Below are 25847 nucleotides of genomic sequence, written 5' to 3'. Positions count from 1 at the left end.
AGAGGCATAGCGTCACCGCGACCGCGCATCACAGCGCAGTCCTCACGGATATGGAGCGCCATGTCTTTCAAAACGCGCGTAACCGCACCTCTGCTGGGAGCGGCGTCCCTCATCAGCCTCTTTGCCCTGGCTCCCACAGCGCAGGCAGACTCCGCGCACTCGATGGCGTGCGGCTACTACGAAACGCAGACTGACGCCTACTACGGACACTGCGGCAACAGCTACGTGAAGGTCCAGGTCGACATCGACTGGTGGCCGACGGACATCCTGCGCTGCCTTCCTCCCGGCGAAACTCGCCTCGGTTCTACCAGCGAGGTCGACAACGCCTGGGCGATCGGCACCTGCTGACATCCTGTGCGACCACCGTCGGCGAAGGCGGTACGCGGTTGTGGCTGGGCCGAGGTCTCCAGCCCTCGGCCCAGCCTGGCTGTCCCTGACGGACGTCGACACTGTCGCCGGTAACGAACCCTTCGCGGCCCAGATCCTGGCCTGCTGCACCGAACTCGGGCTGGATCCCGAACGCATGAACCCGCACGGCGGCTCGATCGCCCTGGGCGAGCCCTACGACGCGGCCGGAGCCCGACCTGACCACAGTCGCCCTTGCCACCCTGCGCCACGACAACCTCAGCACCGCTCTGATCAGCGTCGTCGTCTCGGGCGGGCAAGGTATGGCCCTTCTCCTGGAACACACCTCGTAGGCCTACCAACCCACCACACCGACACCGCACCCGTCGCCGTTGTCAGCCCCGGCTGACAACCCCCGCTCGACCCATCCGCCCCCCATTACGGTGTCCTCATGCCGCATACACCCGCGCTCCTCATCCTTGATATGCAGAACGCCGCCGTGGCCATCTCTCACCGGCCGAAGGAGACCGTCGCCACGATCTCCTTGCTCCAGGAACGTGCCCGCGCCGCCAACGTGCCCGTCATTACGGTTCAGCACGACGGCCTTGGGCTGGAGCCCGGCACGGAAGCGTGGCGGATCGTGCCCCAACTGGCCCCTGGAGAGGGCGAGAAGACCGTACGGAAGGGCAGCGCCGACGCCTTTCTCGACAGCGACCTCGGCCCGTTCCTTACGGCACTCGGCGTCACCGAGGTGGTCGTCACCGGGTTCGCCACCGAGTTCTGCGTGGACACGACCGCGCGGCAGGCACTCAGCCGTGGGTACGACCTCGTGCTCGTCGCCGACGGCCACACCACCTCAGCCCGTCCGGACATTGACGGGTTCGTCGCGTCCGACCGGGCCGTCATGCACCACAACGCCATCTATCGGCACATCAATTTCCCAGGGCGCAGCATCCGTGTCCTGCCGGCCGCCGATGTGGACTTCACCGCACCCGGGGTTCCTGACCAGGCATGAATCCGCGAGCACCTGCCCTCACCAACACCAAGTGCGGAACGTGATCATTCACGGAAACCACATTCCCGCGAGCATCGCTGTGATGTTGTGGTCCTCCACGTCCAGGGAGGCCGCCGTGTCCAGAACGCCGAAGCAGATCTTCGAGAGCTATGTCTACGCCGGTGCCATGACCCGGAATGCCGATGCCCTTGCCGAGAGCTTCACCGAAGATGGCGTTTTTGAGGCACCGCTCATGCCTGCTGATGCCGTCTTCCCCAGGCGGTTGGCGGGCCGTGAGGAGATCCGTAGTGCAATGGCTGCGTATTACGAACGACAAGGGAAGGACGGCCGCCCGCCGAACCTTGAGAAGTCCGGGTACGTACTGCACACCACCTCCGACCCCGACGTGTTCATCGCCGAAATCGACACGGTCTTTGACGGGGACGGAGAGGACACGGCTGTCTCGTTGGTGCAGATCTTCCGCATACGGGACGGGAAGATCGCCCGACTGCGTGACTACTTCGCGCCGGAGCTGATGAGTTGAGGACGTCACCGTTCCCAAAGCCCGAATAGCGAACGCTTGCTCCGCGGTTGAGGCAGTCGCCGATGGCCTGGTGGAGGCGGCGGGAGAGTGTAGAAGTCGAGGATGTCAGGTGGGTCGGCGCAGCCAAGGCCGCACGTGGTCCCAAGTCGGCGGCCTATGGCCCAGTTCGGTGCCCTACCGACGCGACAGTCGGGCACTCCCCCGGCCTTCCGACGGCTCGTCGTTCTGAATGAGGACTTCGAGCGAGCCGTCGGTGCCATGGGCCAAACCCACACTGCCAGATGTGAGCGGATTCGAGGTCAGGGCAGGGTGAGGATGCGGGGGCCGTCCTCGGTGATGGCGATGGTGTGTTCGATGTGGGCGGCTCGGCTGCCGTCGATCGTGCGCAGGGTCCATCCGTCGGGGTCGGTGTGGTAGTCGTTGCGTCCTCCGGCCATGAACATGGGTTCGAGGGCGAGGGTGAGGCCGTGACGCAGGGGGAAGCCGCGGCCGGGTCGTCCGTGGTTGGGGACGTGGGGGTCTTCGTGCATCTGGCGGCCGATGCCGTGGCCGCCGAAGTCGGCCGGCATGCCGCAGGCGGTCTTGCGGGCGACCGTGCTGATGGCGTGCGAGATGTCTCCGATGCGGTGGCCGGTGGTGGCGGCGGCGATGCCGGCGTCCAGGGCCTGCTGGGTGGCGGCGATGAGTTCGAGGTCGGCGGGGCGAGGGGTGCCGACGATGAAGCTGATCGCGGCGTCACCGGTCCAGCCGTTGAGTTCGGCCCCGCAGTCGATGCTGACCAGGTCTCCGTCGCGCAGACGGTAGTCGCCGGGGATGCCGTGTGCGACGGCGTCGTTGACGGAGGCGCAGATCACGGCGGGGAAGGGGACGGGGGCGAAGGAGGGCTGGTAGCCAAGGAACGGAGAGCGTGCTCCGGCCTTGGTGAGAACGGTGCGGGCGGCTTCGTCGAGCTCGCGCAGGCGAACTCCCACCGCTGCCGCAGCACGGGCGGCCGCAAGCGCGTGCGCCACGACGCGTCCGGCTTCTCGCATCGTCTCCAGTGACGTGTCGGTCTTGATCTCCACCATGTGCCGTGACTCCCTGCCATGCGACGCTACCCAATACTTATACCGGTATTAGTATCACGGACATGGTGAGAGTTCCTTTGAGTCCGCAAGAGCGGCAACGTGGAGAGCGCTTCGGGACCCTGCTTCGGCAGGCCCGCGGTGACCGCAGCATGGTCGACGTGGCGGCAGCCGCCGGGGTGTCCGCCGAGACCCTCCGCAAGATCGAGACCGGCCGGGCCCCGACCCCGGCCTTCTTCACCGTGGCAGCCCTGGCCCACGCCCTGCACCTGTCGCTCGATGACCTGGCCTCCGCCTGCGCGCAAGACGCCGAAGGCGGCGAGCAGGCCATGTCGGCGTGACCGGAAATGCGCCGACCGACGGGGAGAGCGTGACCACCAACCCGTGCCACGAGCTGTCGAGCGGCACGCGCCGCTCAGCTGCCGGTGGGTTCATCCGTTCGCCAGGCGGTGCAGGAGGGACCGGGGTCGGTAGGGGATGACCTCGCCCAACGAGATGGCCGTGCTGGTCCGGTCGACTCCGTCGATGGCGAGGATCGCTTTAGTGATGCGGTGCAGGTCCGTGGTGTCTTTGGCGACGACATGCGCGAGGAGGTCGGCATCGCCGGTGGTGTAGTGGACCTCGACGACTTCGGGGAGATCCAGCAACCCCTCGTGGACACTTTCGGGCTCGGCCTGGCTCACCGCGAGCGACATGAACGCCACCAGGCCGTATCCGAGGCTGGCGGGGTCGACGCGCCGACTGAAGGGCTTGAGCAAGCCATCGGCGGCCATCCTCCGCAGCCGGGCGTGAACGGTGTTCCGGGCCACGCCCAGGGTCTGGGCCAGGGCGAGGATCGTGGCGTCCGGGTCGTCGTCCAGGGCCAGTACGATCCGGGCATCCAGGGAGTCCATCAGCGTCATGGTGTGCATTCTGCCACCTGGAAGCCGTGCCATTGCGCATCTGTCGCACTCGATAGGGACTGTATTGCGCGGATGCCCCGGCACGTGGTCAAGGTGGGGGCCGTTCCGCGCCCCGCCCTGATGAAGGACCGCCGCCATGGCCTTGAAGACGCACCCCACCGGCACTGGTAGCTCCTGGATCGTCATCGTGGCCGCAGGCGTCGCTGCCGGGCTGCAGGTCTGGAAGCTGCCGCCCGCCCTTCCGTACCTGCGGCACGACCTGTCGCTGACCCTGGTCCAGGCCGGGACCCTGCTGGGGATCATCCAACTGGCCGGGATGCTCGGCGGACTTGCCATCTCGCTCCTGGCCGAACTGATCGGCGAGCGACGCTGCCTGAGCGGGGGGCTGATCCTACTGTTCGTCGGCTCGGCCGGCGGTGGCTTCGCATGGTCGGCAGCCCCGCTGCTGGCCTCCCGGGCGGTCGAGGGCGCCGGTTTCATGCTGGTGGCGGTGACCGGCCCGGGGCTGATCCGCCGCAGTACCCCACCCGCCCGCTTCACCACGGCCATGGGCTTCTGGGGCGCCTACCAAGGCATCTCCACCTTCGCCGGGCTCATCACCGGTGCGCTGGTCCTGCAGGTGGTGCCGTGGCGGGTGTGGTGGTGGGCCATGGCCGTGCTCGCACTGGCACCGCTGCCCTGCGTCCTGGCCCGCGTTCCCCGCGACGCCTCAGGAGGTGCCCGCGGCGCGGCGGCCGCCCTCACCCGTATCGACCGCACCGTCCGGGCCCCTGGCCCCTGGGCTGCCGGCCTCGTCTTCGCCTGCTACACCCTCCCGTGGATGGCCGTGGTCGGGTTCCTGCCCACCATCTACCGCGACAGCGGGATGGCGGGCATCTGGCCGGGCGTCCTCAGCGCCGTGGTGGGCGCGGCGAACGCCATCGGCTCGATCACCACCGCGGCACTCATGAAACGCGGCCTGCCCGTTCGCGCCCTCCTCATCCCCGCATTCATCTTCATGGCCATCACATCCCTGCTGGCCTTCGTCACCCACTGGAATACAGTCCCCGCGGGCACCGCCTGGCAGTTCCTGTGTGTCGTGGCCTTCTCACTGACCGGCGGTGCGATACCAGCCATCTTGCTGCGCATGATCGGTGAACTGACGCCGACAGGCGGCTCCGCTCCTGCCACGATGGGCCTGCTCCAGCAGCTCTTCAACACCGGCAGCTTCATCGGCCCCACCATCGCCGCATGGCTGGCCACCCGCACCGGCGGCTGGCACTCCACTTGGTGGATGACCTGCGCCTGCGCAGCCGCGGGCATCGTCCTCAGCCTCCGCCTCAAAAACTGTCCGAGGCCGACGTGACAAGGCGAAGATCCCCTCGGTCGTGCAACCACGCTTCAATAGCCGACCACGAGTGGACGATGTCCCCGAACAGCACAGCGCCTCCCGGCAAGAGGGTTCCGGGCAACGGTAGTTGCGCACCTCAGGTGACAGCATCGTGAAGGGGCTCAAACCACTACAAGCCAGCGGTGGTCCGTCTGCTCGTCGGCCCCATGCGCCACTAGCAGCTGCCTCGGCGAGTCACGCTCCATCACATGTGTCGCCAAGTGCCGTCTCATCGGCTGCAGGGTCCGCGGCCGACTTAGGCGTGTCCCATCGGGCCGGAAGGGTCCGTCCCAGTCGGGCGAGCGGGGACATAGCCATCACTGCTGGAGACAGCATCATGCCTGCGGCCGTCACCAGGAGGCTGGTGCGCAACCCCCACTTCTCCGCGAGGAATCCGCCAAGCAGCGAGCCGAGCGGGGTAAGCCCCATTCCGACAAACGTGATCGTCGCGGCCACGCGGCCCTGCATCCCGTTCGGAGTGGCGGCCTGCCGCACCGCCATGACCGTGACATTCACCAACTGGCCGAAGGTCCCGAACACGAAGTTCACCGCTAGGAGCGCGGGAACCGTCACCGCCGAGGAGCCGTGCAGCGCAGGCACACACAACAACACGCCGTCGCCGAGTGCCGCCGCCGACACAAGCACCGCGCCATGACCGAACCGGCTCGGCAGACGGGCGGCCAGCAACGAGCCCAGGAGCGCGCCCGGTCCCGTCGCCGCGAGCGCCAGGCCGACGGCGGCGCCCGACAGATGCAGTTCCCGCGGCAGGAAGAGCAGATAGACGGTCATCATGGCCGCGAAGGAGAACTGGAAGATGGCCGAAGCGAGGCCCACAGTCCGCAGCGAGGTATCGCTGACGACAAAACGCAGGCCCTCGTGGATCCGCCGCCATATCCGAGGGGGACATTCCGAGGGCCCAGGGAGCGGTTCGATCCGACGGATGCGTCGGATCGACAGGAAGGACAGCGCGAAAAACAGCGCGCCGGAGGCAGCAGCGATGGGCGCCGACAGCAGTGACACCAACGCACCGCCGAGTGCGGGACCACCGATCTGCGCCGCCGACCGGCTGCCCTCCAGCGCGCTGTTGCCCCGCACCAGCTGATCTCGTTTCACCAGCCGTACGAGAGACGCCTGGTAGGCCACGTCGAAGAACACGGACAGAGCCCCGACGGCGAAGGCGACCACGAGCAGTGCCGGCAGGCCGAGCCAACCGAGAAGGCCGGCCGCGGCCACGGCGCCCAGTGCCAGGGTTCGGCCGACGTCCGTCAGCACCATCACCGTGCGAGTCCGCCACCTGTCCACCCACGCGCCGACGAACAGCGAGAGCAACAGGATCGGCGCCTGCCCCACCGCGCGGAGGACGCCCAACTGGCCGGCACCGGCGTTGAGCGTCAGCACGGCGAAGAGCGGCAGAACCACCAGACTTGCGTGCTCGCCGAGTTGGGAGGCCGTCTGGCCCACCCAGAGTCTGCGGAAGTCGCCGTCCCGCCACAAGCTTGACGGAACAGGTCGACCCGAATCGGATACAGCGGAGGAAGCGGACGGCACGGAGATCCCTTGGATTGCCGACGACAAGGACCGCCACCTGGCGCGCAATTGGCGCACTTTCGGTCAAGGCGGAGGAAGGCTCGCTGTGCCGCAACATCAAGGGCAGCACGCGATGACAGGCCGCTCGCGGCCTACAACGTCAACGCGCGCTCGGGCGACCGGGCATATCCTCAGCTCCTCGTCAGTCACTCACTGCCGAACGGTAGCCCCCGGCGAGCGGACAGTGCACTCCCTTAACCCCAGGTTGATGCCCCCGGTGCACCTGGCCGGCCCGGTGAAGATCGGCGGCTCACAAATCTCGGCCCGCCAGGCACGGTGCGGGCTACGGTGTATACGTCGACCAAGTCGCAATGCAGAGGCTGACGTTGGGGGCGTGGCATGGGACGGACACGGGGGATCGGCGCGGCGGTGGCCGCCGGGGCGGCCGTGCTGCTGCTCGCGGGGTGTGGCACCCCGACGGACTACAGCGAGATCGTCACGTTCACCGACGAGCACGGGCGCGCCTGCACCGCGGCGGTGGTCGTCGACCAGGAGCAGAACGAGGGCGACGACTACGAGATCAGCAGCATCGACTGCGACTACCCCCCAGAGGGCCGGACGCCGGGGCCCACCGGCTATCAGTCCCTGCCGGAGCGGGGATCAGACTGACGAACGTCCGCGGGGCCCAAGGGCGGAGACGGTTGCGTAGACCGTGACGGAGCACGGCGACGAGGGCACTGCGCGGGTCGGGTCGGTGAGGTGGACCCGCCTAAGCGCCCAGCAGCCGACGAATGCGCTCGTACTCAGCGGCCATCTGCGGTGTGGCGAGGAAGTCGTCGAGGTCTGCCGAGACCTCGTGGTCGACGTCCTCGATGGAGCGGATGGCCAACTCGTAGAGCTCACCGCGGCGGTTCTGCTCCAGGTAGCTCTTCCAGTGTGCGAGCGCCTGGATGACGGTGAGGACTCCAACGTCCAGATCGTCGTCGGCCAGAATGCCGTCATAGACGGTCGACAGCTCACGGCCGAGCTCAGCGGCACTGATCGTCAGAACGTTCTCGCGTGCGTTCGTGAGCGCCGCCCAGGCTTCCTCGGCAAGCTCATCCTCGGCGGCGTACCGGAGCAGCTCCGGCCGCACAAGGCGGGTGACCGTCGCCTCCCCGAAGGCGCGAACGCTCCCTTCGTCGGCCGCGACGATCAACTCAAGAATGTCCGCCTCAAGTTCCCTGTAGTTCACGGCTGCAGCCTAGAGGTCGGCCAGGAAACGTCGAGCCGTGAGTCGGCCTACGCCAACCGACTCGCGGCTCCCTTACACCACCGTCGATCAGGAACGAGCCAGGGAAACCGCGCCCCGGCTCCGGGGCCGGGGGCGACTGTATGGCCGTACGGAATGGTGGGCTGCCTGCTCTGCAGGTCGAAGGCAGCCCACCATGGCAACTACGCGCCGTGGGCCGTGCGGCTCAGGGACCGGATCGCTCGTCCACGACCTCGATCAGCTTGCCGGTGCGGGGATTGGTCGCCAGTTCGGAGAGGCGAACCCACTCCACCGTGATCGGGTGGATGGCGCCCCGGTTGACTGCGGCGGGATAGGGCGGGCTGGCCGCGTACGGGGCGGCCTTACGCATCGTCAAACCGTCGGCCAGCCGATGAAGTTCGAGCCGCAGCCGGCCGGGCGGGGTACCCCGGATCGCATCGAGGCCGGCGTCGACACCGGCAGCGGATGCGTGGGGAGTGAGGAAGTCCGGGGTGTAGCCGCTGTTCGGGATCAGGGACCCCAATCCCCTTATGATCCGGGCCAGTTGTCGTTGCTCGACCACATCGCCGGCCCGTCGTCGCCAGGCGCGGAAGGCGGGTGCGCCCCGCCGGGTACCGCGCAGTTGCTGCAGACCGAGCACCGTCTCCCATAACGGGTCGAGTTCCGTGGCCACCTGGACGCGTGCCAGGTCCTCGGCGGTGAAGTGCAGACGTAACAAAGCTTGATCCCCCCAAAGCGTGGCGTGATCACTGCCAAGCGCGTTCTCCGTGGCCGCATCCCCCGAAGGCGTCGCCCGGGCGACGCCACCCCGTCAGCAGAGGGGGACTCCCGGCAGCTGGTTGTCCGGTGACTGCACGTAGATGTTGGTGAGGTAGCCGCCGTACAGCGGCAGATAGGCCCACCAGTCGTTGGTGTAAGGCGGCACTTCGACCCGCTCGCCCTGCTTCTGGCAGCGGATCAGTACCTCCACGTCGGACGGAAGCTTGGTGAGCGCGGTCGAGGAGGTGGTCGTGTCGGCCCGGACGCTTACGTCCGTTCCCCAGGTGCCGCGCCAGGTGCCTGCCGGATCCACGCCCCCGGGCACGTTCAGCGACCGGACCAGCCGGTTGAGGTTGGTGTAGGCCGCGCCGAACGAGGTGCTCGTCGGCTGGAGGGTGTACACGGCGACGATCGAGCGGTCTCCGGTTCCGACCGTTCCTGTGGTGTGCAGCGCTCGCTGCGTCAGGTCCACGTCGTCCGCCCGGACGTCCGCAGCCGCCTCGCCCGCAGCTGACGCGGTGGTGCCGGACCGACTGCCCACGGTGGCCGCCGTGTTGGAGCAGCCGCCCGATTCACCGAAGCCTGACCAGCCCTGCTTCACCGCCCACGGTTGCTCGAACGATGCCGGGATGCCGAAACGCTGGTCGAATCCGTCCGTGCCGCAGCGCGTGGACTGCCGCAGGTTGCTCATCACCAGGGTGCGGACGGGGGCGGGGGCCGTGTCCAGGAGATAGCGGTAGATCCGTACGGTGTCGGCTGCCGAGAGCGCCGTGTAACCCCAGACACCCGGGTAGCCCGCCGGAGGGCCCGCGGTGTCGGCCAGACCGAGACGGGAGACCATCCGGTCGACGATCGCGCTGCCGCCGTTCTGCGACCAGTAGTACGAGGCGCTCGTGTCGTCGCTGGCACGCAGCATCGTGTCGAACCGGGTACGGTCATCCGTCGGCAGGGTGTAGGCAGGGCCGCGATTCCACAGGTGGTCGAGAGCGATGAGCAGCTTGACCACCGACGCGGACCGGAACCGCATCCGCGGATTGAGCTGTTCGGTGAAGGCGCCGGTCTGCCGGTCGAAGACCGCGACACCCGCGGTCACCTCGGGTGGTACCTCGACCGCGGTCACCGCGGTCGGTACGTCGCGTGGCAGGGCAGTCGGCTCGGTGGCGCGTGCGGGAGCCACAGCCACGCCGACCAGGACCGCCGCCAGGAGGCAGCACCTCAGAACTATCGCGAGGCTGTCTCGTACTGACGCATACATCTGGGATCCCCCGATCCTCGTGTGCCGGTTGAGACCGTTGGTACTGAGAACGGGCGTCGGCGCCCACGGAACGGCCCGCCACCCGTCGGGTGACGAGGCCGTGGTGGTGCAGGACGACCCCGCGCATGCGGGCTGACCCGCACTCTTTGTCAGCCCGCAGCAGCAGGCCTCCGGCCATCGACGATCGGAGGCCTGCTCGGGACTGCCGCCGGCAACCGGACCAGGACTCCGACGATGCCGAGCATCGCCTGTCTGACACGCATCGCTTGTTTCCCCCTGTGTGGAACGGCCTCGCGCAAGCCACCGCTGTCACCGTGCCAAAGCCACCGCGCGCTGATGTGCCTGTCGGATTTCCGCTCAGGAGCAGTGAAAGGCCCTGCCGCTCTCCCGTGAACCTCGGACATCAGAGGGTGGCGCTCGCGGATCCGGTGACGGCCGGAGGAGAACCGCCGCCGCTCGTCCTTCGCGGTGCCTGCGCGCTGCCGGTCTACGGCCAGTTGATGGGGGTGCCGGCTTCGTGGTCCCCGAGCCAGATCGTCCGGTCCGGTTCGTCGTAGTAGCTGATCTCCGCGCAGTCTCCTTCCGGTTCCTTGTCGGCGGTCTGGAAGTGGCCGCTCGACCAGCCGGTGAGGTCGTGCTTGGCCAGGAGTTGGACGACCGCCTTCCTGAACTCGGGGTAGGTGACGCAGGTGCGCTCGGTGAAGTGCGCCTTGATGTCCGTGCGGAAGAGTGCGAGATGGAGCTGCTCTTTGGTCGGCCCGAGGTAGGGGTCCGCGCGGTGGCGTCCGCACTGGTCCCGGCCCCCGGCGTAGACGGCGACGGAGCCCTGTTGAGAGCTGTCGACGCAGGCGGTGAGCGCCTCGGGCGCCGGCTCGCCGAACATCTCCTGCCATTGCTGTCGGCACTTGCGCACCGGATCCTCGGTGGCGGGGTCGAAATCGACGACGGCATCGCCCTGGTCGGGGCCGACGCACGTCAGTCCTGTCGAGTCGAGCGTGTGGCCCTTGCCGTCGCCGGCCACCCACGCATAGGTCCCCGCGGTGGCGCCGAACACGCTCAGAGCCACCACCGGGGCCAGGACCAGGATCCGCTTGTGCCGCTGTCGTGCGCGCCTGCGAACGCGCGCAAGGATCCTTGCGGCGGTCGGCGAGTCGGGGTCGGTCACCGACCCACCGGGACCCGGATCGCTTGCCCGCAGCATCCGGTCGAGTTCGTCATCGCTCAGCATGATCCTTCTCCCTCTTCGCGGCCGGATCTTGGCTGCGGCTCGCCGAGTCAAGACGTACGCGCAGGCGTTGTCTGGCTCGGTGCAGGCGGGTGTCGACGGCGCCGACGGAGATGCCGAGAACGGTCGCGATGTCCTGGCGGGACAGGTCGTCCCAGTAGGCCAGGCGCAGCAGTTCCCGGTCCGCGGCCGACGCTTGCGCCAGGGCTGCCGCCAGGTCCTCGCCCTCGTCGTGCTGGGGGTGGCCGGTGTGCGGTGGATCGGCACGTTGGGCAACCCGGAGGAGCAGCCGTGCCCAACGCCGGTGGCCACGGGCCTGGTTGGCCAGCACCCGACGGGCGATGCCCAGCAGCCACAGCACCGCTTCCTCGTCGTCCGAGGGCACATGCCGTCGTCGCCGCCAGGCCACCGCGTACACCTCGGCCACCACGTCGTGTGCTGCTGTCTCCCCGGTCCGGCGCAAGCAGTACGCCATCACCCGGCGGAAGGTCAGCCGGAACAGCCGTTCCAGCTCTTCACTCCGGTCATCCGCGTCCATGCTCAGCAATGTCCACCAGGGCGCGATGCCTTACGCCTCTCAGCCGCGGCTTTCTCGCTTGCGCGGGACGGCCCGATGCCCCAGCAGCATCGGACCGCCTGCGTGGCGGACACACCCAGCCGGTGACCACCTCCGCTGGTCGCTCGCCGGCTGCGGTTTCATCTGACGAGGCGATGAAGCCGTCATGCCCCGTTCGACTGACAGACGCACACCCCAAAAGAGGGCGTGAGGCGATGACCGCGCACTCGGCTGCTCAGCGCAAGGTGCGGACGAACACATCCCCGATCAGGTTCGTGTCATCGGCTACCAGACCCGGGTAGTAGGAGTCGAAGACCACGGTCGACTCGTCAGCACTCAGTGCCGCCCGCCCCACGGTGACGGGATTGCCGTCCTGTCCCGGCGCCATCAACTCCTCGTCGCCGGTGCTCAGATCGCGCAGGATCAGCCCCAGCGTCCTGCGGTCCGCGTCCGCCGTGTTCAGGAGCAGCTTCGAGCCGTTCGCCGACAGATCCGACACCAGGGTCAGGTCCGAGGGAGAGCGGCCGTCGTACCGCTGGAGTGTGCCAGTGGACAGATCACGGACGAAGGCGTTCCAGCCGTTGTTCGGATCGGCTTCCGGGACCAGGTCGGTGGCCTGCGAGTTGAAGCCGACCTTGGAACCGTCAGCGCTCAGCACCGGAGCGATAGCCGACTTGTCGGCCGGCGCCCCGTCATGCGTGGCATCGGCCTGCACGGTCTGCCCGGTCACCCGGTCGTACACCAAGATGTCGCCCTGGTCGTCGTCGGTGGGCCCGGAATAGCCCTCCAGATAGGCGACTTTGCGGCCGTTGGCGCTCATCGAGATCTGCTGGCACTGGTGGAAGTTCTTCGAGCCGTCCGAGGGCCGGCTCACCCGCTGCACCTGCTGCGTCAGGCGGTCCAGGAGCATGACCCGGCAGGCGAACGCGCCGTGCTCGTCGACGGTGGGCCGGGCGACGAAGGCGACGTACCGTCCACCCGCGCTGATCGGGGCGATGCCGTACGACACCTGGTAGTCCTCGTCCATCGCGGGCGCCAGGCGTTCGATGAGCCCGGTGTGCAGGTCCATGACGTGCACGGAGGACTTCGCGGTCGTGGCCGAGTACGAGTTGAAGGTCAGGTAGCGCCCTGACTCGGACAGCTGGGGCGTCGAGGTCGTCTCGCCCGGCACCACCACACGCTGAAGCGGTGCGCCGGGAGCCGTCCGGTAGAAGACGCTGTACGTCACGTCCGTGCCGGAGACCAGATTGGTCGCCCCCGACGCGAAAGCCACGACGCCTCCGTCCGCACTGACCACCGGTTCCACCGAGTGGTTGTTGCCGCCGATGCCGTCGGGGGCCACACTGATCCGTTCGGTGCGCGGGACCTGCTCGCCGCCCGCCGCCCCGGCGGGCCGGGCGAGGCAAATGACGGCCACCGCCAGAACGGCGGTCATGGACATGCGTAAGTAAGGTCTCATCAGGTGGCTCCCCCTTCGGCCGAGGACGGCCACAGCCGCCCTCGGCAACCCGTGCCCCGGCCCTGCGGAGAGGGCTCACAAGGATTCACGCGATGAAACCTCGCCGTTTGGCGACGGTCAATGGCTCCGCACCGGATCGTCCAATTCCCCGCCAGGTACGGCCAGTTGGCGCAGGCGTCCTGGAGGGACCGGGGTTCGGAGCCCAGTGCCCGGAGTGAGGTCACGTGTGATGTTGCGCGGGACCTGCGGCCGGAGGTGGCCTATCCCCGGCGTGGGCGGGCGGGCACAATGAGGCGTTGGCTGGCTGCCGTTGGGTCTTGGCAGACGCACCCCTCGTGGGCGCACGCACCAGCAGTACGGCACGGAAGTACGGCAGGCCCGGTGACCTGTGGGGCGTGCCTGAATCTGACCGACCGTCTTCGGGGAGATCTGCTGATGAAAGCACGCCCTACCACCTTCAGGCGTTCCCGGCTGATCGCCTCGGGGCTGAGCATGCTCGTCGCGGCCGCCCTGGCGGTATCCGGCACCAACGCGGCCGCAGCGCCCCCGGCCGGCGCCGCACCCTCCACCGCCACGGTCTCCGGCGTGGCTTCGGCCGTCGAATCCCTGGGTATCGCCGGGACGGCCTGGACGGTGGACGAGCGCACCGGGAAACTACGGGTCCTCGCCGACTCCACAATCACGGAGGCCGACCTGGCCAGACTGCGCCTCGCCGGCGGCCGTTCCGCCGGCGCCATGACCCTCGAACTCGCCGACGGCCGGCTGCGCACCCTTCTGTCGGGCGGCGACGGTATCTACGCCTCCGGCCGGCGCTGCTCGGCGGCAGTCAACGTGCGAAGCGGCTCCGCCTACTACTTCGTCACCGCCGGCCACTGCACCGACGGCTCGCCCACCTGGTACACGAGTTCCGCCCTGACCACGACGGTCGGCCCCACCACCGCCACCAGCTTCCCCGGCAACGACTTCGCCGTCGTCCGCTACGCCAATACGGCCGTGCCGCACCCCGGGACAGTCGGAGAGGTCGACGTCACCGGGACCGCGACCGCCTACGTCGGCCAGAGCGTCTGCCGCCGGGGCTCCACCACGGGTATCCGATGCGGCGTGGTCACCGCGCTCAACGTCACCGTCAACTACGCGGGCGGCGACATCGTCTACGGACTGATCCGGACGAACATCTGCGCCGAGCCCGGGGACAGCGGCGGCCCGCTCTACGCAGGCGACAAGATCATCGGCATCCTCTCCGGCGGTTCCGGGAACTGCACCTCAGGAGGAACCACCTACTACCAGCCGATCCAAGAAGCGCTGAACACCTACGGCCTGTCCGTCTACTGACGAGGTACCCAGCCGAGGGGGCCCGCTCCGGAAAGCGAGCGGGCCCCCTCGGCCTTGGACCAGAACCGGTTGAAACAGGGCTTCCCAGTTCGGCCCGCAAGCGGTCGTACGCTGCGCGGGCTGACTCGTCAGCTGTTCTGGGCCCCGTTCCAGACGTTGTACGCGGAGTTGCCGTACGCCGACGTGGCGGCAGCCGATCCGTAGCTGCCCGAGTAGGCGCCGGTCTGTATCGCGGAACCGTCGGGCTGGTAGTTCTCGATCCAGGCACCGCCGCTGGCACCACCGGACAGGCCGTTGCAGTTGTTCATCAGGCGCTGCCCGTCGGGTCCGGCGTAGCCCTGCCCCTCGCACCACACGGCATAGTCCTTGTCGGCCGGCAGACCGATGATGTGCGCGTAGTTGCTCGACCAGTTGAAGCCGAGCCCGGTGGAGCCCACGACGTCCTGCACGCGCCGGCCGCTCGGAGTGTCCAGGACGAGGAAGGCGCTGTCGTTCTCCTGACCGCCTCCCGTGACCCAGCCCGCGCTGCGCCAGCCCCACCAGCCGTAGGGCGCGTTGCCCGTGTTGTAGTTGGGAGCAAAGCGGTAGTTGGTGCCGCCCTCACCGAAGCCGCAGTGCCGTGCGGTGGCCAGCACGGAGCCGTTGTTACTCGTGACAACGTTGCCAGAGCAGATGTAGTCGCCCTTGCCCGGGATCGTGAAGTACAGGCGTCCCACGGTCCCCCACACGCTGGCCTGGGCCTCAACTCCCGAGCTCACCGCGGGTCTCGTCGCGGGGATGTGCACAGGCCTGTCGGTGGCTTCGGAAGCTGCGCCGGAGGAAGGCGGCACCTCGACGGCCTCGGGCGCCGGCATCGGCTCGGCCTGGCGGATCCGCTCCGGGGTCCAGTAGGCGTCGAGTTGAGCGCGTGACTTGGTGTTGACGGCCGCGCCGGTTCCGGCGGGGGTACCGGTCGGCCGGTCCTGCGCGACAGCGGATACCGGCGTCAACGCGACGCACAGACTCGCCGCAGCGGCAAAGGTGGTGAGGGCAGATCGACGTAAGCGCATGGGGGCCTTCCGGGTTCGGGAAGTGATCAAACGCGCTTACTGTCGCACGGGGTTCTATGGGAGATCAACGGTGCGTACCGAGGGGCTTTATTCGGTGGCTCGCCGGGAGCGCGAAGGGGAGGACGACGGCGCATCCCGCAAGGACGGAGGGCTCGTCAACCTACTGACTCGCCGCCTATACAACGCTGTTGGACATATGGGAAGGCGCGCCGATGTTGCCATGCACCGACGGCCGCCCTCTTCCCACTCCGCGACCAGACAGCTCCTAGACGGTTCCGGCACCTCGCTCCGGTTGGTCCGAGCGCCCGGCCATCCGCGGTCGCAGCCGGGGAGCGGCGGCGAGTCCGCTCGGATCAGCCGGTCCGGGTTGGTGGCGGGTACCGGCGTAGTAGTGGTTGGCCGCTGTGGAGGCGACGCGGATGCGCAGTTCGTTGCGTCCTCGACGTAGCTCGGACGAGGCGACGTCGCAGCGGAAGGGAGCCCATCCCCACCTGCCTACGGTTTGTCCGTTGATCTCGGCCTCGGCGCTCGTGTGCACGACGGGCAGGACGAGTTCCCAGTCGGGCCAGGCCAGGTCGTCGGCGGTGATGTCGAAGGTGTTCCGGTACTCGCCGACGCCCGAGTACTCCGCCCAACCCTGTTCTTCCCAGCCGCGATCGACGTCGATCGCCTGCTCGGCGGCCCCGAGGGTGAGCGCCCATCCTCGGTCCATGATGAGGGGGGCCGGCACCGTACGTGGACCGTGGGTCAGGTGCCAGCAGGCCAGTTCACCGGGAGCCAGGCTCAGGCGTAGTGAGCCCTCGATCTCGAAGGGCGCGTCGACCACGCCGGACTCGGGCCGCCACCGGGTGACCTGGGCCGGGAGTTGAGAAGGCCGCACGTGGACGGCGCGCTCGCAGTCGTCGTCGTTGAACAGCGCGATCCGGGTTCCGTCGGCGTCGAGTGCTCGGCGTGACCACACCGCGCCGTCGAAGTCGATGGCCAGGTGGCCTGCCAGCGAGCGGTCCAGATGGGGTTCGACGGCTGCGGGTGACGGGATGCCCGGCCAGTGGCAAGCCCGTGGGCCACTCAGCAGTTCCCGTATCCGTCGGCTCACCTGGTCATCGGTGCCCCGCGTCTGGGTCGCGCTCGGGACCGGGCCCGATGCCAGCAGTGCTCCCCCGCCGTGCGTGAACTCCGCGAGCGCGTCGACGGTGTTGTCGTCCTGGACGACGGACACCCCAGGCAGGACGAGGGTCCGATAGCGGCCCGCGACACGTCCCGCGCGCAGGTCCCGTTCGTCGACCAGATGAAAGTCGTGTCCCGTACGGGCCAGATACTCGGTCCAGAACGCCGTGTGCTCGCCGTAGGGATGGGTGGGGCCTTCCGCCCAGCTCGTCCTCAGGGGATACAGCACGGCGATCTCGTCCAGCGGCTGGGTTCCGTCGAGGAACTCCGACAGCCTGCCCGACTCCTCCGCGAACGCACGGTGATGGGCGAACCACGGCTCGAAGTTCACGCCGGGTGCGAAGTCGAACCGGGGATTGGTGAAGAGCTCATCGCCCTCGTGGCCATCGGTGAGCCAGAAGGCGTGCATCAACAACTGCCTCGCGCCGAACAGATGGTGACGAACAGTCTGGTCGCGCAACTGCCCCAGGGTGAGTTCCCAGCGGCCCGCGGCGAAGTGCGATCCGGTCTCGGTGCGGGCGAAGTACTGCTCGACCATGCAGCCGCTGCGACCGTTCGACCGGGCCACGGAATCGCCGAACTTGGCGCTGATCTGGGGGTGTTCGTTGCGTGCGTCGACGGCCGTGATGTCGCGCCAGCTGTCCAGACCGAAGTAGTCGGTGCCGAAGTTCGTCCGTGGGTCCTCGGTGATGATCGTGGCGGCGGGATTCCAGGAGGAGACGTAACCCAGTACCTCGTGGCCGGACAGGGCCACTCCGTGCTCCACGCACCACTTCGACAGCGTCCCGAAGAACGCGTCGATCCCGACGGCCGAGTAGCGCTCGAAGAAGTCGCACCGCCAGGCCGCCGTGAGTGGGCCGACCTCGCGCGCCAGGGACAACAGGACACGACGGTCGTCCGGCACGACGGTGGGGGCGTACATCAGCGACGAGTCGACGTGGGCGCGGCGCTGTCGCCAGTCGAAGAAGCACCCGTGCGGCTGGTCGAAGAAGACGTACCTCACGGTCGTGCCCAGGTGCTCGCCGAAGGCCTCCGCGTAGGGCTGGTAGCCGACTTCGAGAAAACGTTCCGCCGCCTCGGGAAGCAGGTAGTTGATCATGCGGCTCGACGCACACCGTGCGGCGACGAAGACGGTGACGGCCGACTGGCCGGCCAGTGCCTCGGCAGGTACGCGCACTCGGCATCCGGACTCACCGGATTCGATGAGCTGAGCGTGTTCCGTGACGTCCGTGATGGAGTCCTCGGAGTCGATGTCCCCGGCCGGATGCGCGAGGGCCGCGACGATCTCCCATTCGTCCCATCGCATGACTCCGCCCGAGAACACCCAGTTCTTTCCGGGCTCCAGCAGGTAGTCCACGTCCTTCGCGCGGATCTCGTCGACAACGCACTGGGCGTACTCTCCGTCGGGCTCCCCGGTGGTGCAGAACATGTGCCGTTCGCGCAGTTCATCGCGTCCCTCGACGGTACGTCCGCCCGCGTGCCCGGAAAGCCAGTTGTACTCGTCGTAGATGCCCAGCATCAGCCCCCGGCTCGCCGCTTCGTCGGCGGCGAGCCGGCATGCGGCGAGATACTCGGGCCCGAGATAGTCCTCGAGCGGGAACGACAGCCGGGTCTGGATCTGGAACGACTTGAACCCGGCGGCGGCAAGCGTGTCCAACTGCTCCCGGATCTCGTCGGCCGTCGGAATCCTGTGCCAGAACCAGTAGGTCGCGGGCGCGTGCCACTGATCGGGGCTTTCGAAGCTCATGAGGAAACCCTCGCGAGCTCCGGTTCACGCTGCACTGCGTAGGTGCCCTTCGGGTCGATCTTCAGCACGAAGGTGAGGAACGCGTACATCCCGGCGCCGACCACCATCGCGATCAGGACACCCATGTTGGTGCTGCCGACGACGCCCTTCTTCGCCGAGTCGGACAGCAGGAACCCGACCACCTTGGCGAGATTGGGGTCGGACGAGGTGACCAGGCCGAGACCGATCACGGTGGCGACGCCGAGGGACAGGAGCGCCGTCCACCGCCCGCTACGGCCGCCCTCCCCCGCACGCTTGGCGAGGTCGACGTTCCAGCCCAGTCGCCGCTGGCGGATGAAGTCGAGCAGCTGGATCGAGCCCATGGTTCCCATGACCACCGCGATGAGGGCCAGGAAGGCCTGGAAGGTGGCAAGGAACGAGTCGGAGAGGAAGAGCAGGTAGAAAGCGCCGGCGGAGATGATGACCATGTTGATGACCGTGGTTCCGGCCCGGGAGACAGGCACTCCCAGTGCCAGGAGCGCGAGTCCCGAGGAGTAGAGGCCGGTGATCGCCGCGGCGACCAGCGAGATCACGATGACGATCGTGAACGGGATGAAGAACCACAGGGGCAGCAGGTCGGTGAGTGCACCGATGGGATCGTTCGCGGCGGCGTTGCCGAGACCGGAATCGCCCGCGGCCAGCAGCACACCGAGCACGAGCAGCACGGCGACGGGCAGCACGATGCCGAAGGTGGTCCAGCCGATCACGCCGCCCGCCTTGGTGGAGCGCGGGAGGTAGCGGGCGAAGTCGCCGCCGTAGTGCAGGAATCCGATCCCGACCATCGTCATGGCCAGGATGACCCCGCCGACGAAGGTGGCCAGTGATCCGTTCGCCGCGCCGCCGATCCGGTCCCACTGGATATGGGGGACGACCATGCCGATGAACACCACCGTCATCACCCCGGTGAGCCAGGCGATCCACTTCTCCACCTTGAGGATCATCTGGTGACCGTAGACCGCGACCGTCACCGACACGGCGAGCACCACGATGTACCACAGCACGATCGCCGGAACGGTCGCCTCACCGTTGCCGTCGGCGAAGGGACCCGGCCACAGCCGGGCGAAGAGATTGGCCCCCGAGGTCGATGCCAGCGTGATCAGGGTGACCTTCCAGCCGACGTTGGACAGGTAGGCGAAGAAGGTGGGGAATTTGTTGCCGTGGAAACCGAAGGCGGACCGGGTCTGGGTGAGCGTCGGCAGACCCGTGCGAGGACCGCCGACCGCGAGGATGCCGACCAACGTCGAGGACAGCACGTACCCCAGGATCCCCGCCAGGATTGCCTGCCAGGCACTCAGGCCGACTCCGAACACGTAAATGCCCAGGCTGACCCCGAGGATCGACACGTTCCAGGAGAACCAGACGGGGAACAAGCCGCCTGGCGTGCCATGACGTTCCGCGTCCGGGACGGGGTTCACCCCGTTCTGTTCGACCGCCGAGACAACGGGTGGCGACACAGTGGCCGGCGACACAATGGGGGGCGAGATGTCAGTCATGATCTGTTCCCTTCGGGGAGGGCACCGCTGATGAGGTGGAGCAGGCGACAGCACGTCGTCGCCCAGCGCCCCGCAGTACGTCCTGCAGGAGCGTTCATGGAATGTGCTGCGGCCGGCTCGCCTGCGCCTCCTGCCTGACGGCGGGGGCGTCGGATGCGTCAGCCGGCAAGGGGCATGGCCGCCTTCACCAGAGCCGTCGGCTCGGCGCCGGGCCCCTCATAACGAGTCCTCGACGGCCCGGGCGAACCCGGCTGCACGGACACGGTCACGTGCCGCGGGAGCGACCGGGTGTGGCCCTTCGCTGATCACGTAGCTCACCGCCGCGCCTGATGTCCCCGCCAGCCGGCTGACGTCAGCCCGCGCCGGGGCTTTTCCACCATGCTGCATATCGGAGAAATCCGTTCTACTCGAGACGATCCTCGTCATGTCCTGCTGAGTCGACGGAGCAGTGGGAGGCCTCATGAGGGGGTGTCCCGAGGCAGGGGTGGAAGGGAGTACGTCGGCCGTTGGGATGGGGGCCGGCGCCTGCGATGACAGTCGCCCGTCGACCGCGCACAGGGTGTCGGTACGAACCTGGCCGGTCACGACGTCGTGCGGTTTCCGAGCGGTTCGCTCGACCCGTGCCGGATGTGACTGGTCGCGATCCATCCACATCCGCCACGCCGGAGAATTAGTCCGGATGCTGACTATCTCCCGATGGAGTCTCTCCGTCAAGGGTTGGCCGAACGCATCTCTTCACCGTCCCGGACGCACTCTCCCGGTCACCGCGCACAGCGCGAGGCCGCCTCACAGCCGCTGGGCGATGAAGGAGGCCGAGGCCCGAAGTGCGTGAATGGGAGCGAGGGTCTCGGTCAGACTCCGCCCTGTGCCGCCCTCACGGAGCGCGATGACCTCCGCCGCGATGGACACAGCGGTTTCCTCCGGGGTACGTCCGCCCAGGTCGAGCCCGATCGGCGAGCGCAGCCGTGCGAGGGCCCTCTCGTCGACGCCTGCCTCGCGGAGGCGAGACAGCCGGTCCTCGTGTGTGCGTCTGCTGCCCATGGCTCCGATGTAGCCGGCGTCCGTGTGCAGCGCGACCTCCAGCAGGGGGATGTCGAACTTCGGGTCGTGTGTAAGGACGCAGACGACGGTGCGCTCGTCGACCCTCGTACCGCTCAGCCACCGGTGCGGCCAGTCGACCACGACCTCGTGTGCATCCGGAAAGCGGGCAGCCGTGGCAAAGACAGGACGCGCGTCGCACACAGTGGCTCGATACCCCAGAAAGTTGCCGAGGCGTGCCAGGGCTCCGGCGTAGTCGATCGCTCCGAAGATCAGCAGGCGCGGGGGCTCCGCAAAGGATTCGAGGAGGAGACGGGTCCCGTCGGGCAGCGTCTCCCGCGTAACCCCGTTGTCCAGGAAGGCCGTTGCCGGAAGGTCCCGGGCCACGGCGCCGTCCGCGCCCATGGCTCGGCCGTCCGTGGCTCCCGCGCCGGCCGCGATGTCAGGCCAGTGCGCGCTCGACTCATCGGCCGACGCGGCCCATCCGCCGCCCGGGCACAGCTCCCCCAACGGGTCTGCCGGGCTGAGCCGTCGCATCCGCGCGAGGGCCTGTGCGTCCAGGTCAGGCCCTCCCAGCGAGCCGGCCTCCTCGCCGTCGTCCCCCACGAGCAGCCATGCTCCCGCCGACGCACCGGAAAGTACGGTTGCCGTCGCCGCCTCACGGCCCTCCCGGACCGCCGCGGCGAGGGCCGACCACTGGGCGAACTGCGCCTGCGCCACGGGACGTACGAAGATCTCCACCGTGCCCCCGCATGTCAGACCCACCGCGAACGCGTCGTCGTCGGCGACGCCGAATGTCTGCGTGACCGCCTCCCCGGTCTCCAGGGCCTGGCGCGCCAGTTCGTAGACCGCGGCCTCCACGCAGCCGCCCGATACGCTCCCCACCACCTCCCCGCGCTCGGACACGGCCATCGCCGCGCCCGGCTGCTTCGGGGACGAGGACCAGGTGGCGACGACGCTTGCGACAGCGAACCGGGTGCCCGTCGCGCACCAGCCGTCGAGGGTCTCCAGGATGTCCCTCATGGGCTCAGGCCGTGGCGGAGCTGGGGACGCGGCCGCTCAGCAGGCTGCCGGCGCCGGGCACGAGAGTGGGCAGGCCCAGTTCGGCGAGGATGCGGTACGCCGTGGCGGTGGCCGCGGAGAGCACCGGCAGGCCCGCCGCGTCCTCCACCGGCTGGATCGAGGCAAGCGAGGGCATCTGGACGCATGCGGACAGGACGAGGGCGTCGGCCCGGGAGAGGTCGAGACGCCGCCAGTGATCGCGCAGGTCCGCGGGGTCGAGGCGAGCCACCGCCAGATTGTCCGGCACCTCCAGGCTCAGCGCGTCCACCACCTCGGTGCCCGCGTCCTCGATGTAGTCGGCGACGACGCGGGTCAACGGCTTCATGTACGGGGTGATGATCGCGACCCGCCGTGCCCCCAGGGTCTTGATGCCGTCGAGCAGTGCCCCGGCACTGGAGATCACCGGCGCCTGTGCGTCCTGGTCACGGAGCACGGCGGTGATCTCGTCCTCCGCGGTGCAGTGGTACCCCGGTCCCTGCGCCATGATCGCCACCAGGCAGGCCGTGGCCACCACGTCGGGGCGGGCATCGGCGAGTTCCAGGGCCGCGCGCCCGGTCTGCGCGTTCATGGCGCGCAGCTGCTCGGGTGTGACGTGCTGCATGCGCATCCGGCTGCTGTGGAAGACGAACCGGTCCTCGGGAAGTACGGACTCGCGGTCCCGCAACATGCGCGGGAGCTCCGTTTCCATGGTCAGGTTCGAGCTGGGCACGATCAGGCCGATGTGGTGGTCGGTCATGGGGTCCTCCGGATATCTGGTGTCCGCATGGTCAGTGGCGACCCAGAACCCGTGGCGTGCCGCAGCGAGCGGGTTACGAGTTCTCGGTCAGTCCCTCCCAGTGGTCGGCGAGGGACGTGAGCAGGTGCATGATCTCTTCGCGCCGATCGGCTCCGAACGGCTCCAGGAGTCGTTGGTCGAGCTGGCGCGCACGGGTGTTCGCCTCGCGGAGGGTCTGCTCACCCTCCGCGGTCAGATAGAGCAGCTTGCGGCGGCCGTCGGCGGCGGCCGTTTTGCGTACGATCAGGCCCCGGCTCTCCAGCCGCCGGGCGACGTCCGCCATCGTCGACGTGTCCAGTGCCACCGCCGACGCCAGCGAGCGCTGATCGTGCCCCGGTGCCGCCTCCGCGGTCTGCAGCACCGCGAACTGCGGGCCCGTGAGCGTTGGGTCCACCGCGCGGATCCAGATCGCCAGGTACGCCTGGTAGAGGCGCCGGACCTGGTAGCCGGGCGCGGCCGTCAGCGCGACGGGAGGCCGGGGCGGAGTGGAGGTCGAGGTAGTGGTTTCGTCAGCCATGGAGCCACTTAAGCACGGCCTTTGATCGGTTCGGCACCCGGATCAGGACGGTCCGGAAACGAGAACCACTTGCGGCTGTCAGGTCAGCATCGGACGCAGTGACTCCCGCAGCGCGGCGAGCGCGGCGGGAGGGTTGTCCCAGAACAGCATGTGACCGGCGTCCGGGATCTCGCGGAACACGGCCGAGGGGTGCAACCGGGCCGCCTCCCGCGCGCCCTCGGCGGTGACGACGGGACTGTCCGCGCCGTACAGCAGCACCGTGGGGCCCGGCACCGACGGCCACCGCTGGAAGAAGTCCTCGCTCTCGAAGCCTCTATGGGTGGCCGCGATGGCGTCCTGCGAGCAGCTGGCCAGCCAGCGCGCCCGCAGTTCCTGCTCCGGGCGCGGCCAGCGCGGCCATGCGCGCGCCACCTCGTCGGCGTCCGTGCCACGCACCGCCTGCGCGAGCTGGCCCAGGAAGGCGTCCAGCGTTGTGGGATAGGGGCCGCGCCCCGGTCCGCTCATCGGTGGATCACCCAGCACCGTGCCGCGCAGGGCGGCCTTGCCCCGAACGGCGGTCACGGCCGCGATGCGCGCGCCCATCGAGTGTCCGAAGAGCACGGGCCGGTCGAGTCCGAGCCCCGTGATGACGGCTTCGGTGTCCTCGGCGTACTCCTCGAGGCTGTACGAACCACCCGCGTCGGACAGCCCTCGTCCGCGTACATCGACAACCAACGGCCTTACCAGGTCGGTCAGTTCACGCGCCACGAAGTCCATCGTGATCGCCGGGCTGGTGATGCCGGGCAGCACGACGAGCGGGACGCCCGGGCCGCCGTAGTCCAGGACGTGCAGGCGCGCGCTGCCCGAGCGCACCCAGCGGCTCGTGGCCGGCACATCGGCCAGATCGGCGAGCGCGGACTGCGGCAGGCAACGGGCGGGTGGAGCGGAAGTCATGGCGCCCTCCGGCGGTGAGGTCACGGGGAACACCGGCGATGGGGTCGTGGGGCGCTCCGGCGATGGGGTCACGGGGCGCTCCTCGGCAGGCCGTCGAGATAGGCGACGGCGTCCTTGAGGCCGATCACATCGCCGTACTTCGCCTGGATGTCGAAGAGGTTGGCCTCGTGCGGGCCGGACGCCCGGTCGCCGACGCAGTCGCGCGGAACCAGCACCGAGAACCCGGACTGCACGGCGTCCACGGCCGTCGCCCGCACACAGCCACTCGTCGTCGCCCCGCACACCAGAACCGTGTCGCGGCCGAGGCCGGTCAGCAGGGCGGCCAGCGAGGTGCCGAAGAAGGCGGAGGCTCCCTTCTTCACGATCAGGTGGTCCTGGGGCTCGCGGGGCAGCCGGGGATCGACCTCGACCTCCTCGCTGCCTTCGAGCAGGGTTCGCATGCCCTGCGCCTTGTGCAGCCAGACGACGGCGTCACCCGCCGCCTCGGCCGGCGTGTAGGTGATCGCGGTGAACACGACCGGTATCCCGGCCGGACGTGCCGCCTCGATCAGTTCGCCCGTGGCGCCGACGACCTCGGTCAGGTCCGCGCCCGAAGGGAAGGCCTCTTCGGTGAAGCCGCGCGTGAGGTCGACCACGACGATCGCGGGCCGGCTGCCACGCCGTACGGGAGCACCGAAGCCGGCACGCGCGTAGGTGCGTTCCGTCTCCTGGCCATACCGCGGGGTGCTCATGACGCCCTCCGCAGGGCCCGCAGTTCCCGCGCCTGGGAACCGAGCCGGCCCAGCAGCCAGCCCTCGAAGAGGCCGAACGCGAACACCCCGGCGATCAGGCCGTACTTGGCTGCCGCGGGACCGACCAGCATCGCCAGGCCGTCGAGTTCGGAGTCCTGCACGAGGGCGGGCTGCGAGGCGGGGGACGAGGTGGCGACCACGCCCGGGGAGGCAGCCGCGCCCGAGGAGGCAATCACGCCCGGGGAGGCAGCCACTCCCCCGGCCCGGTCCGCGTCCAGCAGGCTTCCCAGATTCTGCGCGAACTGCTGCAGAATCCGGTCCGACACGGTGCCGATCGCACCCTTGCCGAACTGGGCGATCTTGCCGCGGATCACCAGGTCCGTGGAGAGCTGGAGCAGCGCGCCCTCGGGCGCCGCCACCACATCCAGCGAGACCTCGGCCTCCGCGTCCCCGCTGCCGTGGGTGTCGGCTCCGCGGGCGTGGACCCGCAGCCGCCGACGCTCGGCGTCGACCTCCAGGAACCGGACCGTGCCCGCGTACGCGGCGCTGATCGGACCGACCTTGATCTTCACCCTGCCCTGCCAGACGTCGCCGTCCTGCCCGTCGAGCGCGGCGCCCGGCATGCAGGAGGCGACCCTTTCGACATCGTTCATCAGGGCGAAGACCTCGTCCGGCGAGGCCTTGACCGGAACCGTGTTGGTCAGCTGCATAGG

General features: G+C 68.8%; 26 protein-coding genes. 8 read left to right on the top strand and 18 right to left on the bottom strand.

The window, feature by feature from the left end:
- The first annotated feature begins 60 nt into the window (after positions 1-60).
- From AB0N66_RS16015 to AB0N66_RS16000, 4 genes are all read left to right on the top strand, one after another.
- Positions 61-348, top strand: coding sequence for a DUF6355 family natural product biosynthesis protein (locus AB0N66_RS16015; protein WP_365434224.1), 288 nt, complete (start codon positions 61-63; stop codon positions 346-348).
- Positions 349-388: 40 nt separating this feature from the next.
- Positions 389-754: a hypothetical protein gene (locus AB0N66_RS16010; protein ID WP_365434221.1), complete on the top strand. Its 366-nt coding sequence runs from the start codon at positions 389-391 to the stop codon at positions 752-754.
- A 42-nt stretch (positions 755-796) separates the two neighbouring features.
- Positions 797-1360 carry an isochorismatase family protein gene (locus AB0N66_RS16005; protein WP_365434218.1) on the top strand — a complete coding sequence of 188 codons (564 nt, stop codon included), beginning with the start codon at positions 797-799 and terminating at the stop codon, positions 1358-1360.
- A 115-nt stretch (positions 1361-1475) separates the two neighbouring features.
- On the top strand, positions 1476-1883 hold the full coding sequence (locus tag AB0N66_RS16000; protein WP_365434215.1) for a nuclear transport factor 2 family protein: 408 nt from the start codon (positions 1476-1478) through the stop codon (positions 1881-1883).
- Between the two features lie 299 nt (positions 1884-2182).
- On the opposite strand, the gene map is transcribed toward AB0N66_RS16000, so the two are convergent.
- Positions 2183-2950, bottom strand: a complete 768-nt coding sequence (map, locus tag AB0N66_RS15995) for a type I methionyl aminopeptidase (RefSeq protein WP_365434212.1) — start codon at positions 2948-2950, stop codon at positions 2183-2185.
- Between the two features lie 62 nt (positions 2951-3012).
- Here map and AB0N66_RS15990 point away from each other — a divergent pair, with 62 nt between their 5' ends.
- On the top strand, positions 3013-3288 hold the full coding sequence (locus tag AB0N66_RS15990; protein ID WP_365434209.1) for a helix-turn-helix transcriptional regulator: 276 nt from the start codon (positions 3013-3015) through the stop codon (positions 3286-3288).
- Between the two features lie 90 nt (positions 3289-3378).
- On the opposite strand, the gene AB0N66_RS15985 is transcribed toward AB0N66_RS15990, so the two are convergent.
- A complete protein-coding gene (locus tag AB0N66_RS15985) occupies positions 3379-3849 on the bottom strand; it encodes an Lrp/AsnC family transcriptional regulator (RefSeq protein ID WP_365434206.1) in 471 nt (156 codons plus the stop codon).
- Between the two features lie 136 nt (positions 3850-3985).
- Between AB0N66_RS15985 and AB0N66_RS15980 the strand changes: the two genes are divergently transcribed.
- Positions 3986-5194 (top strand): MFS transporter, encoded by a 1209-nt coding sequence (locus AB0N66_RS15980; protein WP_365434203.1) that lies wholly within the window; start codon positions 3986-3988, stop codon positions 5192-5194.
- Positions 5195-5413: 219 nt separating this feature from the next.
- On the opposite strand, the gene AB0N66_RS15975 is transcribed toward AB0N66_RS15980, so the two are convergent.
- Entirely contained in the window at positions 5414-6766 is a 1353-nt protein-coding gene (locus tag AB0N66_RS15975) for an MFS transporter (protein ID WP_365434200.1), read from the bottom strand.
- 378 nt (positions 6767-7144) lie between these two features.
- On the opposite strand from AB0N66_RS15975, the gene AB0N66_RS15970 reads away from it, so the two are divergent.
- Positions 7145-7414: a hypothetical protein gene (locus AB0N66_RS15970; protein ID WP_365434198.1), complete on the top strand. Its 270-nt coding sequence runs from the start codon at positions 7145-7147 to the stop codon at positions 7412-7414.
- A gap of 100 nt (positions 7415-7514) precedes the next feature.
- On the opposite strand, the gene AB0N66_RS15965 is transcribed toward AB0N66_RS15970, so the two are convergent.
- The 6 genes from AB0N66_RS15965 to AB0N66_RS15940 all read right to left on the bottom strand — a co-directional run bounded on the left by AB0N66_RS15965 (position 7515) and on the right by AB0N66_RS15940 (position 13233).
- Complete coding sequence (locus tag AB0N66_RS15965) at positions 7515-7979, bottom strand: hypothetical protein (protein WP_365434195.1); 465 nt, start codon at positions 7977-7979, stop codon at positions 7515-7517.
- A gap of 223 nt (positions 7980-8202) precedes the next feature.
- On the bottom strand, positions 8203-8715 hold the full coding sequence (locus tag AB0N66_RS15960; RefSeq protein ID WP_365434192.1) for a hypothetical protein: 513 nt from the start codon (positions 8713-8715) through the stop codon (positions 8203-8205).
- Between the two features lie 93 nt (positions 8716-8808).
- On the bottom strand, positions 8809-9939 hold the full coding sequence (locus AB0N66_RS15955) for a hypothetical protein (protein ID WP_365434189.1): 1131 nt from the start codon (positions 9937-9939) through the stop codon (positions 8809-8811).
- Positions 9940-10498: 559 nt separating this feature from the next.
- Complete coding sequence (locus AB0N66_RS15950; protein WP_365434186.1) at positions 10499-11239, bottom strand: hypothetical protein; 741 nt, start codon at positions 11237-11239, stop codon at positions 10499-10501.
- On the bottom strand, positions 11226-11774 hold the full coding sequence (locus AB0N66_RS15945) for a sigma-70 family RNA polymerase sigma factor (protein ID WP_365434183.1): 549 nt from the start codon (positions 11772-11774) through the stop codon (positions 11226-11228). The genes AB0N66_RS15950 and AB0N66_RS15945 overlap by 14 nt, the downstream gene beginning before the upstream one ends.
- A 253-nt stretch (positions 11775-12027) precedes the next feature.
- The gene (locus AB0N66_RS15940; protein ID WP_365434180.1) at positions 12028-13233 is read right to left on the bottom strand and encodes a hypothetical protein; all 1206 of its coding nucleotides are present in this window, start codon (positions 13231-13233) and stop codon (positions 12028-12030) included.
- A gap of 453 nt (positions 13234-13686) precedes the next feature.
- Here AB0N66_RS15940 and AB0N66_RS15935 point away from each other — a divergent pair, with 453 nt between their 5' ends.
- Positions 13687-14583, top strand: a complete 897-nt coding sequence (locus tag AB0N66_RS15935) for a S1 family peptidase (RefSeq protein ID WP_365434177.1) — start codon at positions 13687-13689, stop codon at positions 14581-14583.
- A gap of 128 nt (positions 14584-14711) precedes the next feature.
- On the opposite strand, the gene AB0N66_RS15930 is transcribed toward AB0N66_RS15935, so the two are convergent.
- From AB0N66_RS15930 to AB0N66_RS15890, 9 genes are all read right to left on the bottom strand, one after another.
- Positions 14712-15572: a peptidase gene (locus tag AB0N66_RS15930; RefSeq protein WP_365434175.1), complete on the bottom strand. Its 861-nt coding sequence runs from the start codon at positions 15570-15572 to the stop codon at positions 14712-14714.
- 325 nt (positions 15573-15897) lie between these two features.
- Positions 15898-18546 (bottom strand): hypothetical protein, encoded by a 2649-nt coding sequence (locus AB0N66_RS15925; RefSeq protein WP_365434172.1) that lies wholly within the window; start codon positions 18544-18546, stop codon positions 15898-15900.
- Complete coding sequence (locus AB0N66_RS15920) at positions 18543-20078, bottom strand: cytosine permease (protein WP_365434169.1); 1536 nt, start codon at positions 20076-20078, stop codon at positions 18543-18545. The genes AB0N66_RS15925 and AB0N66_RS15920 overlap by 4 nt, the downstream gene beginning before the upstream one ends.
- A 786-nt stretch (positions 20079-20864) precedes the next feature.
- A complete protein-coding gene (locus tag AB0N66_RS15915; protein ID WP_365434166.1) occupies positions 20865-22139 on the bottom strand; it encodes an XdhC/CoxI family protein in 1275 nt (424 codons plus the stop codon).
- Between the two features lie 4 nt (positions 22140-22143).
- Positions 22144-22914, bottom strand: a complete 771-nt coding sequence (locus AB0N66_RS15910; protein ID WP_365434163.1) for an Asp/Glu racemase — start codon at positions 22912-22914, stop codon at positions 22144-22146.
- Positions 22915-22987: 73 nt separating this feature from the next.
- Positions 22988-23470, bottom strand: a complete 483-nt coding sequence (locus AB0N66_RS15905) for a MarR family winged helix-turn-helix transcriptional regulator (protein ID WP_365434160.1) — start codon at positions 23468-23470, stop codon at positions 22988-22990.
- A gap of 78 nt (positions 23471-23548) precedes the next feature.
- Positions 23549-24403, bottom strand: coding sequence for an alpha/beta hydrolase (locus AB0N66_RS15900; protein ID WP_365434157.1), 855 nt, complete (start codon positions 24401-24403; stop codon positions 23549-23551).
- A 68-nt stretch (positions 24404-24471) separates the two neighbouring features.
- On the bottom strand, positions 24472-25134 hold the full coding sequence (locus AB0N66_RS15895) for an isochorismatase family protein (RefSeq protein WP_365434154.1): 663 nt from the start codon (positions 25132-25134) through the stop codon (positions 24472-24474).
- Positions 25131-25844 carry an SRPBCC family protein gene (locus AB0N66_RS15890; protein ID WP_365434151.1) on the bottom strand — a complete coding sequence of 238 codons (714 nt, stop codon included), beginning with the start codon at positions 25842-25844 and terminating at the stop codon, positions 25131-25133. The genes AB0N66_RS15895 and AB0N66_RS15890 overlap by 4 nt, the downstream gene beginning before the upstream one ends.
- Positions 25845-25847: the final 3 nt, after the last annotated feature.

It is taken from the genome of Streptomyces sp. NPDC093544 (assembly GCF_040683495.1).
Lineage (GTDB): Bacteria > Actinomycetota > Actinomycetes > Streptomycetales > Streptomycetaceae > Streptomyces.
The sequence above is the reverse complement of the archived record's forward strand: the minus strand, read 5'-3'. Positions and strand labels throughout refer to the sequence as shown.